Source organism: Vibrio sp. OPT18, from assembly GCF_015163615.1.
Lineage (GTDB): Bacteria > Pseudomonadota > Gammaproteobacteria > Enterobacterales > Vibrionaceae > Vibrio > Vibrio coralliirubri.
Window position 1 is genome coordinate 37,342 of sequence record NZ_JADDYK010000087.1, and the last position, 12,232, is coordinate 49,573.

A 12,232-nucleotide genomic window follows, 5' to 3' on the forward strand; every position below is an offset into this window, starting at 1 on the left:
AGAGACAGGTTTACCTTAACAATATAGAAATATGATTGCACATAAAATTAGGGACTTATGAGAATTTAATAGCATCTTGTAGGGCAAATTAAAAAGCAGCGCTCAAAATGAACGCTGCTTCTGTTGTACGAAAGAAAAAAGTAATGGGTTCAGTCAGATGTGAATATTCATCTTTGTATGACCACTATCTTTACTTTCTCTCTATTTCCCCGATTCTTAGTGAATCGCAGACTCTAGAATCTCACGTGTTTTCTCAGGTGTGATTGCTTGGTTTTCGCCAAGTTGCAGGTAACCGTGTGATTCAAGTTGAGCAACAACGTTGTCGATTGCTGCCGCTTTCGTTGCTTCGTAACCGTCGAACATGGTTGCTACGTCTAGGCTGTGGTAGAAGGCTTCGATTGCAGCGATTGTGCGTTCTGCTAAATCAGCACCCGCTTCTAGGCCAAATACGTTACGACCCATTTGCTCTAGCTTGCCACGTTTTGCTTCGATTTGGTTGCGAAGTAGTGAAGGTTGAACAATCGCAAGCGAACGTGCGTGGTCTACGTGCCATAGTGCAGTGAATTCGTGGCCAATCATGTGAGTTGCCCAATCTTGAGGAACACCCGTACCAATCAGGCCGTTAAGCGCTTGGTTTGCTGTCCACATTAGGTTTGCACGCCATGCGTCGTTGTCACGCTCGTCGTATTGCTTACCCAGTACAAGCAGGTTCTTAAGCAGTGTTTCTGCGTAACCGTCTTGAACCATCGCGTCTGTTGGCATCGTGATGTATTGCTCACATACGTGAACCCACGCATCAACTAAACCGTTGATCAGTTGGCGTTCCGGTAGAGACTTCATTACATCTGGGTCCATAACCGCAAACTTAGGCTGTACTGCAGGGTTAAGGAAAGCAAGCTTCTCTTGAGTCGCTTTACGCGTGATTACCGCGCCCATGTTAGATTCAGAACCTGTCGCAGGAAGTGTCAGTACCGCACCGATAGGCGTCGCTTCAGTTACTTGGTGTTTGCCCGTTAGAATGTCCCAACCGTCGCCGTCATATTTAGCCGCTGCAGCAACGTACTTAGAGCCGTCGATTACTGAACCACCGCCAACAGCGATAATGAACTCTACGTTTTCTTCTTTAACAAGAGCGACTGCTTTGTCTAGCGTCTCTTTGGTTGGGTTTGCTTCAACGCCAGAGAACTCAATCCAAGAGTGATCTTTTAAAGATTCTACAACTTGGTCGTAAACACCATTGCTCTTGATTGAACCGCCACCATAGATGACTAGTACTTTCTTTGAAGTATCAACCGCTTGGCTGATAGCATTGATTTGGCCTTGACCGAAATGGATAACAGTAGGGTTAACGTAAGTAAATTGCATCAGAGATTCCTTGTGTAAAGCGAAATTTGTTATTTTGGTTTATTGCTCAATTTCTATATTTGCATATTAGTACAGTAACCTAGGTCAATGAAGAGCTGTTCCTCCAAATAAATTGCCTATTTCTACAAACTTGATATTCTTCCTCTGCTTTAGCTTACTTACTCTTAGCACTTGGAATGGAAAGTCGCCACTTATGAAAACACTCGCTCAGTTATTACAGTCTTATGTAGAACACAAAGGTTGGGATGATCTCGAAGGGATCAGAGAAACTGAAATTAGCGGCGTGTGGTTGTATAGAAGCAGTGGCGGGAATCAGCGTCAGCCATTTACTTACCAGTCTGGCATTATCATGCTCGGACAGGGCAAAAAGAACATCTACATTGGCGAAAGGCCAGTGACTTACGCTGCTGGTGATTATCTTGTGGTAGGCGTGCCAATGCCATTGGAGTGTGAAGCCTTGCCTGTAAATGGTGAACCATTGCTTGGCTTGTCGATTAGCATTGATTCTCAACGCTTGCATAGCTTAGTCAAAAAGCTCGAAGACCAGGGCTTTCTAGAGAGCTACTGCAACAAGCACAAACAGAACTCGAGCGGCTTAGAATCGACGCCAATGGAAGAGCAAATGCTAGAGAGCTTTACCCGATTGGTGAAAACGCTGCATTGCGACATTGAGGCCAATATATTGGGCGATGCCATGGTGACAGAGATTGTCTACCGCGCATTAACCGGTTCAGAAGGGCGTGTGCTGTTTGATTTAGCTCATCATGATGGCCATTACGCACGTGTCGCCAAAGCGCTATCTAAAGTGCATGAAGAGTACGATCAAACCATCACTGTTCAATCGCTTGCTGACGAAGCCAACATGAGTGTGTCTGCCTTCCACAATGCATTCCGTAATGTCACTTTTGAATCACCTCTTCAATACTTGAAGAAGGTTAGGCTCAACAAAGCCAAAGAGTTGATTCAACTAGAAGGCCTGCGAATCAGCGATGCTGCACGTCGAGTCGGCTATTCTAGCCCATCCCAATTCAGTCGCGAATTTAAGCGCCACTTCAATACTACTCCAAGAGCGGTGTAGTTCTTTATATTGTTGATTGGCGGGAGAAAGTAGAAGGCTTCACCGCTCTAACGAGTTTGTTTAGCTTAGTCCCATAAAATCAATCGCTAGAATGCCATACCAATAGATACGTTAAACGTGTCCTCGTCAATGTCGAAGTCTAGTGGATCGCCTTTCACTTCCCCGCTGTCCACTTGGTAGTTTCTCCACTCCATTTTGAGTTCTGCAAACTTCCATTTAGTCGATACACCGAGGGCGTTGAAATAGGTTGCGTCAGGGTTGGCCGCATCATCAACCTCGTCGCTGAGCTGAGCGCCACCTATGCCGAAATTATAATAAGGGCGAACCGTGATGCGTTTAAGCGGGAAGCTGTAACCTGCGCCTACCTTAACAAACGCCATGCCTTCACTGATCGCGTCTTGGTCGTAGTCTTCTAGTTGGTCATCACGCTTTCTGTGCTGGTACTCACCGCCAATCTCAAATAGGTCACCACGAAACATCAGGTCGACGTATTGAGATGAGAGTTTATCACCCTCCTGATACCCCAAGCCGAACGCAATATCAGCCATCGAGGGAGCGGAAAACCCTGCCAATAGAGCTGCTAACACTCTTGTTTTAATGCGCTTTGTCATTGCCGAATCTCCTTAGTTCAGGGCGTTATATTTCTTATCAATCATGCAGTTTCTCAACACCGTCGCATACATGGCTTTGTTATCTTCTTCGGCCTGAGCCCCTGCTCGTCGGCCGCTAACTCTACCGGATACAACACCAATCGCCGCACCAGTCTTGGCAGCGTCAGAGCCAGATCCGCCAGAGATAGCGCCAACAGCAGCGCCAGCCGCCGCCCCTTTAGCTGCGCCTTTTACGCCGCTTCCTTTCTTGGTTTCTGTAGGTGCTGTCAGCGTTGACTCAGCAACACCTTGGCATGTTGCAAGTTCTTCATGAGCAACCTCAAGGGTCACGTTGTCGTAATTGAATGAAATGTGAGTGGTTGGGTCTGTGATGTAGCCACCACCAGCAAGAGCAGAGAAGGAGGTCATAACTAGGCTCAGGCCTAACAGTTTCGTTCTTTTGTTCACTTTCTAATCCTCAAGTTGATCAAACAAATTCGTTTAATCATTGATATTGAACTCTCTTCGAGGTCGACAAATAGATTTAAACGTAATGAAGCGATAAGTGATCTTCATGTTGCGTGCATACTATCTTGGTGGGCATATGTTGGATAATGACCTTGAAACATAAGAGTTATTTGTCTGATGCATAACATGTTTCAGCTATGAGCTATTTACTCAGGCTGTTGTTGAGAGAGCAGGCTTAGAAAAGGGACAACTTATGAGAACATCACTCCCTTGTTAATCAAGATGAGCAAATGTATTGAATTGTAGGTAATTTCAGTATGTTGGTATTTGAATTTCTAATTTATTATTAATGTATTTATATAGTAAAAGTGCTCTAAAATAATTAGTTATTTAGGTTAAGACTTTATGCACGTATATAAGAATAAAAATCAAACAATACAGTCAGTAAGCGGTTTTTAAGAATTTTAGTGTGAACGACCTATCAAATTCTTTCTAAATTACCAAAATTATCCCTCACTCTATCTGAGAGAGTATTCATGATTGTTGAATATATCTGAAAATAGAAAGAAATTATTACTCGGTTAGCGCTCGTATTGCGGATAATTAGTCGTGTTGTGACTAATTATTCTGTAACGTGCTGATTTATAGTCAAGTGATAGCCTGACGGTTATCACGTTTCTCCTAAAACAATTAAACTAACATGGCGCTACTTTAATCATTCTTCAAAATACGATTGTTAAATATAAATACGTATACCTATTTTATTAAAAGGATAATACCGATGAGTAGCGATATCATTAAAGTCTCAAGAAACACTGAAAACGCACCAATTAATTCTTTATCTACACAAACGGTCGCTTTTTCTCATTATAATAACTTTTCTGCTCAACTTCCGATTGACCCTAAAACGGGGGAAATAGTCGTCGGTGATATTAAAGATCAAGCCGAACAATGTTTGAATAATATTAAAGCGATTGTTGAAAGCATCGACCATGTTATGGATGATGTCGTGAAGATTCATGTTTTCGTTAAGAATATTTCTGATATCGATGCTATTGATGAAGTTTACAAAAGCTTCTTCCACAACAGCCTGCCAACACGCACTGTCGTGGGTGTCGCTGCACTGCCAAACAGCGATGCGTTAGTTCAAATGGATGCTCTCATTTCTAACGGTGAAGGCACTAAACCACAAGCACCTTGCGCCCTAATTAAGGTATCAAGAAATACGGATAATGCGCCTCAAAGTGCTGTGTCCACGCAGACTGCGGCTTTTTCTCACTACAACAATCTTTCAGCTCAGTTGCCTATAGATGTAGCCACTGGTGAGTTGGTTGATGGTGGTATCGAAGCGCAAACTGCGCAATGTCTATCAAACATCAAAGCTATTTTAGAAAGTATCGGTCATGTCATGAATGATGTGGTTAAAACGACTATCTACCTAAAAAATATCGCAGACGCGGAAGTGGTAAATGAAGTATGTGCTAAATTCTTCCCAAGCTACGTTCCTGCTCGCACCGTTGTTAATGCCGCTGAATTACCAATGGGTGCTTTAATTCAAATTGATACATCCGTTTCGCATGGCGACGGTACACCGCCACAATTACCTGAAGACACTCGTTTACTGGTAATAGAAGCCAATAATACCGATGCCGCACCATTTATGCCTTATTCGCACACAGTGGCTTTCTCTCACTACAATCATATTTCAGGACAATTACCTTTAGATCCGAAAACAAATGAAATTGTTGCTGGTGGTGTAAAAGAACAAGCTGAACAATGCTTAAACAATATTAAGGCGATAATTGAAAGCGTTGATCATAGCATGGACGATACGGTGAAAATTAATATTCAACTTAAGGATATTTCAGATATTGATGCGGTAAACGAAATCTACACCACGTTCTTTAATGCTGAGCTGCCTGCAAGAACGGTAGTAGGGGTTTCAGAAATCCCAATGAATGCTTTAGTACAAATTGATGCTGTCGTTTCTAACTGTGAAGGGACACCTCCACAAGACGTTGTTGCTTAAATCAATTGAACCCTTCTCGATAATATCGATCAGATCTCGGTTTAGCTTCCAAATAGGGAGCAAACTCAACAGGCCGAGATCTGATCCGTTCACTTCATTACTCAAGTCCATCGAATCGACACACCTAAGCTTATCCCGTAAACATGGTATTTATAAGGTTGAAGTGTTTTAATATGAAAAACAGACGCTTAACGTAATAAAGAAAACCAGTTTATGCAATTTCGAGCCATTTTACTGCTATGCCTTACCCTAATAGGGTGTTCGTCCAATCAAGAGTTGGTACCCGACCCAACAACCATCACGCTATTTTATGGTGATACATCCATCTCCGCAGGTGTTTTAGAGGATAAAACATTCAATTCAGTCCTTGCCGATAGGGTTGAAAGCGTTACGTTTTCGGGCTCAATATCAAAGCAAGACTCAGGTTATTTTGTCGATATGTTAGTGATTCGAGAAACAAAAGAGCCACGTTCAACACGACAGCTGAACACCTCGCTTCTAATGAAACCGGGAGAGTTAGTAGATGTTGGCGGCGTGAACAACGATGTGTTCAGGGTAATCCTTGAGTAACAAAAATAAAGTGTTCAATTAATCTGATTTTTTGCTTTACCTCAACCTAACTTCAAGTCTTAAGCTTCTCTTACTGATTAAGAAGGAGCTTATTATGCAAAATAACTACGTAAAAGAACTCGCCATTAAAACTTACCAAGAAGACCTTCAAAAAGAGTACGTTAGATCTAAAGCTCAGCCATTCCACGCCCCAAGTTTTATCGGTGGGGTGCTGTTGTCAGTTGTATTGGTAGGACTGTTTTAATTTATGCAGAATCTTTGATCCATTGCCAACTCTCAATATCTCGATTTGATGCACTTTAATGCATACGGCACAATCGCTTAGGTTGAATTGTGACGCTAATGTCGAGAGGAAGTGAAGTATGGCAAGTCCAAGAGTATTAAAGTCGCAGATTACTGATATTACCTGTGGCGAGAATGTCACTATCATCGAACCAAGTAACGTTTATGGTTGTGAACTTAAAGATGATGTGTTCGTTGGGCCCTTTGTTGAGATTCAAAAGAACACCGTGATAGGTGCGAGAAGTAAGATTCAATCTCACACCTTTATCTGTGAGTATGTGACCATTGGAAGTGACTGCTTTGTTGGTCACGGAGTCATGTTTGCCAACGACTTATTCAAAGAGGGCAGGCCAGATCCTAATCCTGAAAGCTGGGGTCGTACCTTGATAGCTGATAACGTCACGATCGGTTCTAACGCCACGGTTCTGTCTGTGAGCATTTGTGAAGGTGCAGTAATCGGAGCGGGCAGTGTGGTAACCAAAGACATCACCGAAAAAGGTATCTACGCAGGCAACCCTGCCAAGAAATTAAGAGACTTACCGTAATCCGAATTAATAAGCCGTGGTTCATGAATCATAAGGTGCGGCTTTTTAGGGAAACATTAGAGTATTTGTCATGGATGTATTTTTACACTTACTTCAACCGAATGACGCGAGTGCGCTCTTGGATTTTGAGGTCGAAAATCGAGAGTGGTTTGAGCAATTTGTTCCAGCTAGGGAAGGCCGTTTCTATTCCAATGAGGGTGTTGCCGAGCAAGTCACGAACTTTCTAACAGAGTATGACAATGGCGAGATGATTCCTATGTTGATCAAAGACGCTAATGGCATTGTCTGTGGAAGAATCAACATTCGTGATATCGGCCTCAACGGTGAAAGTGGAGAGTTAGGCTATCGAGTTGGTCACGCATATGGTTCTAAAGGTATTGCGTCCTACGCGGTGAGGAAGTTACTTATCTACTTGGCTGAGCACTCTTCCCTTAAATATGTTGATGCCTATGCGTTAGTAGGTAATGTTGGCTCAAATAAGATCTTATCCAATACAGGCTTTGAGTTAGTTGAGCGCGTTGAGAACTACGCGGTGTTCAAAGGAGAACATCAAGATGCCAACTATTACCGTAAGTCGTTATCTACTTAAGTAACGATGTAACTGTTTGATATTTATTATTTGTCCTATGATCAATGAGATAATAGGTTTAGACAAGATGAGCTCACACCAATTGTGGTGCGAAACAATACAGAGATCAGTTTATGAACATTGTGACAGTCTATAGTGGCAATCAGCAGGTATATGCGAATTTGTATCAGGGCTATGCGGCCGAGTTTTCAAAGATCATCGGCGATAAGCCAGACGAGTATGGCTTGTTTGAGATTTATCCGACGCTTGGCGATACCGTAACGGGCTATTTACTTTACATCGACGGTGTTCCTGCTGCGTTAACAGCCATTGAAACTAAAGCCCCAAATGAGTTTGAGATTTGCGACTTCTATGTGGTGCCTTATTTTAGAAAAAATAAAGTCGGCAAGCAATTTATCTGTGAGTTGTTTGAACATCTCCAAGGTAGTTGGGAGATCAAGCAAGTACTCGGCGCAGAGCATGCTGTTAAGTTCTGGAGAGAGGTCGTTAATGACTACACATCAGGTAACTACGTGGAAGATCAATATCAGGACGAAAAATGGGGCTTGGTAACGAGACAGCGCTTTAATCACGATACTAGTGCAGAGTAAACCTTTATACGTTAGAAGCTGGCAGCGTCCTTCTAGCCAGCTTCGAGCCTTTTTATTTCAAGGTTTAAGGTTACTTCTAGGTTTTGGCCACTTCTAGATTTACAGTTACTTCTGAGGTTTATTACGTTCGATTACGCTAATTGCGATCGCTAAAAACAGGATGTCTTTCACCAGGAAGAAGTTAGTGACTAAGATGCCATCCGATACTTTCCAAGCGTTTGGCGTTGTAATCAGGAAGCTGAGTGTCACAACAAAGATAGCCGCTGCTGCAATGCCTGAATAGAAGGCTACTGTCGGCTTCTTAAATCCAACGATCAATCCAATCGCGACAATGATCTCCGCGCCACCCACCATGTTAGACACAGCTTGCACTGAGAACAGGTTGTAAAGCCAGTTCATTGCAGGATGATTTGCGATTAAAGGTTCGATAAGCATCGCTTCGGTTGGCGTAAACTTGTAAATACCAATCCAAGCTAACACCAATGCTACGCCAATCACGCCTAGGTTGTATCCCACATTACTCTGTTTTAAATCATAGGTTTGAACATGCATAAAAATACTCCATTTAATAAAATCCCTGAATATGACCGCAAGAGCTCAGATTAAATTTCGCGCCGTGAATAATACTTAATATATTTATCTAAAAACTTAATAGGTAGCGACTTATTGTCTCGATAGGAACTTAAAGGCTGGTGATGTTGAGAACCTAAAGAGTGTGTAGGCGATAGTGCTGTTCAAAAGGTACCGCGAGTTTTCCAATTTTTGTTTTCAATATTCATGATTTGGATTAGATTACGCTGATGTTCACCCTAATTATAAGAAGAGTATAACCAGTGAAAATCCATAGAATTAACCCGACCAAGCGTTGGTCTGATGTGACTGTTTTTAACGGTATTGCGAGCTTTGTTGAAGTACCAGAGACGGATACAACGGCAGGAATTAAGAGTCAGGTTCAGCAAATCTTCGAACAAGCTGAAGAAATGATGAGTTTGGTCGACAGCGACAAATCTCGCGTATTGTCAGTGACTATTTATCTAACGGATTTCGCTAACTTTGATGCACTGAATGAAGTTTGGGAAGCGTGGTTCCCTGAAGGTTGTGCGCCAAGCCGTGCATGCGTGAAAGCAGAACTTGCTAACCCTGAACTATTGGTTGAGATGTCGTTTATGGTTGCTGCGGGTGAAAAGTTTCAATAAGCCGAACTATCGGTAGAAATAAGCTTCGTCGATACAAGCAACGAGCAGATAAAACAAAGCCACTCAGGTGAATCACTTGAGTGGCTTTTTAGTGTTCTAGGTTATCCGAAACTAAATCGGATTAGGCATTAAGCGAGACCTTGATCTCTTGCCATCTGCTTCGCGATTTTTGGTGCGTGCCATAGACACGGCAGCAAGATGAACGATACAGGAACGGCTGTGATCACAATGAACGACTGTAGAGCGGAGATGCCGCCTGAACCCATTGAGATAAGTGCGATCGCTACCGCACCCATGATGATACCCCAGAAGGTACGTACCGCTGCGTTTGGCTCTGTTGTTCCTGTCATTACCACACTGATTGTGTAAGTCATTGAGTCACCTGTTGTCACGATGAACGTGGTCGTCAGGATCAAGAACAAAATCGCAATCAAAGTAGGAAACGGCAGTTGTGCTGTAATTGCTAGAAGAACAGCTGGAAGGTTAAAGCCTTCGAACGCGCTAGAAATCACACCTGGGTTCTCTAATTCAAACGCTAGACCACTACCACCAACGATGCTGAACCAGAAACACGTTACAAGCGGTGCAACGATGCTGATAGAAACGATCATTTGGCGAATAGTACGGCCTCGTGAAATACGAGCAATGAAGATAGCCATCATTGGGCCATAGCCTAAGAACCAACCCCAGAAGAATACCGTCCAGCCACCTAGCCACGCTGTATCTTGGCGGTATAGCGCCATTGGGATGAAGTTATCAACCATTTCGCCCATACCTTGCAGGTAGCCATCAACGATGAAGCTCGTTGGGCCAACAAGAAGGATGTAGCCGATTAGACACACAGACAAGATGATGTTGTAACGGCTTACTAGTTGGATACCTTTGTTCACGCCGCTCAAAGCAGAAAGCGTGTACATTGCGATAGCAAAGATAATAACAACACTTTGAGTTGCAAAGCTGTCTGAAATGCCAAACAGTTCGCTTAGCGCGTAGCTGATTTGTAGGCCAAGGAAGCCGATAGGGCCGATAGTACCTGCGGCTACAGCCACGATGCTGCATGCGTCGACAACGTTACCAACCCAGCTGTTAATCGCTTTGTCACCAAGTACTGGGTAAAGCAGCGTGCGTGGCTTAAGAGGAAGACCTTTGTCGTAATGCAGGTGCATTAACACGATGGAAGACAAGCCACCTAAGATTGCCCATGCAAGGAAACCCCAGTGCATGAAAGATTGTGATAGAGCATTGAACGCCATCGCTTGAGGATCTGCGTTGCCATACAGTGGCGGAGCTGAAACAAAGTGAGCGATAGGCTCTGCGGCTGCCCAGAACACACCACCGCCGGCTAGCAGCGTACATAGGACGATAGACATCCATTTAAAGGTGGTCATTTCAGGTAGGGCAAGCGTTCCTAAGCGAACGTGGCCGGTGCGACCTAGTGCAAGCACTAAACCGATAATGAAGTTGAGAAGTAGTAGAACTTGCCAGAAAGCACCGAACCATTTAGTTGAATAACTAAAGCCGATGTTTACAAGTTCGGACAACACGGAGGTGTTGGTGAAGGCTAGGATGACAAAGAGGGTTAAAAAACTGCCACTAAGCCAAAAGACTGGGTTTCCGAGTTCCAGTTTTTCACCCAAAGATTGAGCTTTATTGAAATCGATAGAAGTAGATTCTGCGTTGATGTTTTCGTTGGCGACTTGCGTCAAGTTGGACATTATTTCTTCGCTATATTTGGCTCTTTCAAGCCTATGTATTTCTCCCACACTTGCATAGAAATGTGAGGTTCGTCAAAAAAGCCGCCGATACTAACACATTTGTTATCAAAAAGTGGGCGAATTCCCAAAAGAATCCCAAATCGCCTTTAAATCACTACTTTTTGGCTAGTTTTGATACGAATTTTTTTCTCGAATCCAAATCACATTTCTGATTTTTGAGACGTTATTTTTTAGCTTTCCGAAATAAATTAATATTAGTTGTTGGTGCAAAATAAGTGTCGACTCATTGCATGCTATAAACAAATTAATGCGAGTCATTTTATAAATACTGAATATTTTAGGTGTTAAATTGGCGCTGTTACCTACAGTTGTTTTGCGAAGAGATTTAAGTGGCGAGGAAAGTCCCATTTAAATTAAACATCTTGAAACAACAACTTAAGGGATAGCTAACATGCACCTAAATCAAGGAAGAGTGGCCAAAAAGGTTTTTACACTCAGTACGCTCACCGCGTCATGCTTAATGGCGTTCAACAGCTATGCGGCTGTGGATTGCTCAACGTTAGAAACGTGGGACTCTGCCACTGTATACACAGGTGGTGATCAGGTTTCACATGACGGCAGTGCTTATACGGCAAATTACTGGAATCAAAATAACAACCCAAGCCAATTTGAAGGCGACTACGCACAATGGAAGAAAGTGGATGTGTGTGCCGGCGACGGAGGTGGCGGTACGCCGAATGAAGTACCAACTGCTTCATTAACGGCACCCTCTACTTCTGACGTGATTACTGAAGGCGACAATGTTGTATTGAGTGCAACAGCACTAGATTCTGATGGCAGTGTGGCTTCGGTTGAGTTCTTTGTTGATGGCACATCAGTTGCGGTAGTCACAGCGGCACCTTTCGAAGCGACTTGGGCTGCAACGTCGGGTAATCATCAGGTTTCTGTTGTTGCAACGGATAATGAAGGCGCAGCAAGTGTTGCAAGTGCGGTTTCTGTTTCTGTTGATTCAGCACAACCAGGGAATGAAGCACCGACAGTTTCAGTTGCACTTTCAGTGACATCTGTTGATGTTGGTGGTGTAGTCACACTGACAGCAACGGCAGCAGATAGCGATGGCACGGTTGATAAGGTTGATTTCTACGTAGCGGGTGCTCTTGTGGGTACAGCAGCAACGAGCCCTTACACGTTAGATTACACAACGACTCAAGCGGG

13 protein-coding genes and 1 pseudogene are annotated in these 12,232 nt (G+C 43.4%); 9 read left to right on the forward strand and 5 right to left on the reverse strand.

Annotated elements, in window-relative coordinates; genetic code table 11:
* Positions 1 to 216: 216 nt before the first annotated feature.
* Positions 217 to 1,365, reverse strand: coding sequence for an iron-containing alcohol dehydrogenase (locus tag IQQ51_RS22090; RefSeq protein WP_136978169.1), 1,149 nt, complete (start codon positions 1,363 to 1,365; stop codon positions 217 to 219).
* Positions 1,366 to 1,558: 193 nt separating this feature from the next.
* Here IQQ51_RS22090 and IQQ51_RS22095 point away from each other — a divergent pair, with 193 nt between their 5' ends.
* Complete coding sequence (locus tag IQQ51_RS22095) at positions 1,559 to 2,443, forward strand: AraC family transcriptional regulator (protein ID WP_017067592.1); 885 nt, start codon at positions 1,559 to 1,561, stop codon at positions 2,441 to 2,443.
* Positions 2,444 to 2,529: 86 nt separating this feature from the next.
* On the opposite strand, the gene IQQ51_RS22100 is transcribed toward IQQ51_RS22095, so the two are convergent.
* On the reverse strand, positions 2,530 to 3,054 hold the full coding sequence (locus IQQ51_RS22100) for a hypothetical protein (protein ID WP_193842155.1): 525 nt from the start codon (positions 3,052 to 3,054) through the stop codon (positions 2,530 to 2,532).
* A 12-nt stretch (positions 3,055 to 3,066) separates the two neighbouring features.
* The gene (locus IQQ51_RS22105) at positions 3,067 to 3,501 is read right to left on the reverse strand and encodes a hypothetical protein (protein WP_193842156.1); all 435 of its coding nucleotides are present in this window, start codon (positions 3,499 to 3,501) and stop codon (positions 3,067 to 3,069) included.
* A gap of 781 nt (positions 3,502 to 4,282) precedes the next feature.
* On the opposite strand from IQQ51_RS22105, the gene IQQ51_RS22110 reads away from it, so the two are divergent.
* The 6 genes from IQQ51_RS22110 (at position 4,283) to IQQ51_RS22135 (ending at position 8,106) form a co-directional block, all read left to right on the forward strand.
* A complete protein-coding gene (locus tag IQQ51_RS22110; protein ID WP_193842187.1) occupies positions 4,283 to 5,530 on the forward strand; it encodes a RidA family protein in 1,248 nt (415 codons plus the stop codon).
* A 213-nt stretch (positions 5,531 to 5,743) separates the two neighbouring features.
* Positions 5,744 to 6,100, forward strand: coding sequence for a hypothetical protein (locus tag IQQ51_RS22115; RefSeq protein ID WP_048615368.1), 357 nt, complete (start codon positions 5,744 to 5,746; stop codon positions 6,098 to 6,100).
* Positions 6,101 to 6,194: 94 nt separating this feature from the next.
* Positions 6,195 to 6,344, forward strand: a complete 150-nt coding sequence (locus tag IQQ51_RS22120) for a hypothetical protein (protein ID WP_181949900.1) — start codon at positions 6,195 to 6,197, stop codon at positions 6,342 to 6,344.
* 118 nt (positions 6,345 to 6,462) lie between these two features.
* On the forward strand, positions 6,463 to 6,927 hold the full coding sequence (locus IQQ51_RS22125) for an acyltransferase (protein WP_050620653.1): 465 nt from the start codon (positions 6,463 to 6,465) through the stop codon (positions 6,925 to 6,927).
* A gap of 70 nt (positions 6,928 to 6,997) precedes the next feature.
* Positions 6,998 to 7,516, forward strand: coding sequence for a GNAT family N-acetyltransferase (locus tag IQQ51_RS22130; protein ID WP_193842157.1), 519 nt, complete (start codon positions 6,998 to 7,000; stop codon positions 7,514 to 7,516).
* Positions 7,517 to 7,629: 113 nt separating this feature from the next.
* On the forward strand, positions 7,630 to 8,106 hold the full coding sequence (locus tag IQQ51_RS22135; protein WP_193842158.1) for a GNAT family N-acetyltransferase: 477 nt from the start codon (positions 7,630 to 7,632) through the stop codon (positions 8,104 to 8,106).
* A gap of 105 nt (positions 8,107 to 8,211) precedes the next feature.
* On the opposite strand, the gene IQQ51_RS22140 is transcribed toward IQQ51_RS22135, so the two are convergent.
* Positions 8,212 to 8,658: a DUF417 family protein gene (locus IQQ51_RS22140; protein ID WP_017108085.1), complete on the reverse strand. Its 447-nt coding sequence runs from the start codon at positions 8,656 to 8,658 to the stop codon at positions 8,212 to 8,214.
* A gap of 281 nt (positions 8,659 to 8,939) precedes the next feature.
* Between IQQ51_RS22140 and IQQ51_RS22145 the strand changes: the two genes are divergently transcribed.
* Entirely contained in the window at positions 8,940 to 9,302 is a 363-nt protein-coding gene (locus IQQ51_RS22145; protein WP_017097511.1) for a RidA family protein, read from the forward strand.
* Positions 9,303 to 9,430: 128 nt separating this feature from the next.
* On the opposite strand, the gene IQQ51_RS22150 is transcribed toward IQQ51_RS22145, so the two are convergent.
* Positions 9,431 to 11,017, reverse strand: coding sequence for a BCCT family transporter (locus tag IQQ51_RS22150; protein ID WP_048606304.1), 1,587 nt, complete (start codon positions 11,015 to 11,017; stop codon positions 9,431 to 9,433).
* 451 nt (positions 11,018 to 11,468) lie between these two features.
* On the opposite strand from IQQ51_RS22150, the pseudogene IQQ51_RS27540 reads away from it, so the two are divergent.
* Positions 11,469 to 12,232: pseudogene (locus IQQ51_RS27540) on the forward strand (Ig-like domain-containing protein); the annotation flags it as partial.

Bases quoted from the DNA above. Each gene is read 5' to 3' on its own strand.
- IQQ51_RS22090 (WP_136978169.1), bottom strand. From the start codon at position 1,365: ATGCAATTTACTTACGTTAACCCTACTGTTATCCATTTCGGTCAAGGC.
- IQQ51_RS22095 (WP_017067592.1), top strand. From the start codon at position 1,559: ATGAAAACACTCGCTCAGTTATTACAGTCTTATGTAGAACACAAAGGT.
- IQQ51_RS22100 (WP_193842155.1), bottom strand. From the start codon at position 3,054: ATGACAAAGCGCATTAAAACAAGAGTGTTAGCAGCTCTATTGGCAGGG.
- IQQ51_RS22110 (WP_193842187.1), top strand. From the start codon at position 4,283: ATGAGTAGCGATATCATTAAAGTCTCAAGAAACACTGAAAACGCACCA.
- IQQ51_RS22115 (WP_048615368.1), top strand. From the start codon at position 5,744: ATGCAATTTCGAGCCATTTTACTGCTATGCCTTACCCTAATAGGGTGT.
- IQQ51_RS22120 (WP_181949900.1), top strand. From the start codon at position 6,195: ATGCAAAATAACTACGTAAAAGAACTCGCCATTAAAACTTACCAAGAA.
- IQQ51_RS22125 (WP_050620653.1), top strand. From the start codon at position 6,463: ATGGCAAGTCCAAGAGTATTAAAGTCGCAGATTACTGATATTACCTGT.
- IQQ51_RS22130 (WP_193842157.1), top strand. From the start codon at position 6,998: ATGGATGTATTTTTACACTTACTTCAACCGAATGACGCGAGTGCGCTC.
- IQQ51_RS22135 (WP_193842158.1), top strand. From the start codon at position 7,630: ATGAACATTGTGACAGTCTATAGTGGCAATCAGCAGGTATATGCGAAT.
- IQQ51_RS22140 (WP_017108085.1), bottom strand. From the start codon at position 8,658: ATGCATGTTCAAACCTATGATTTAAAACAGAGTAATGTGGGATACAAC.
- IQQ51_RS22150 (WP_048606304.1), bottom strand. From the start codon at position 11,017: ATGTCCAACTTGACGCAAGTCGCCAACGAAAACATCAACGCAGAATCT.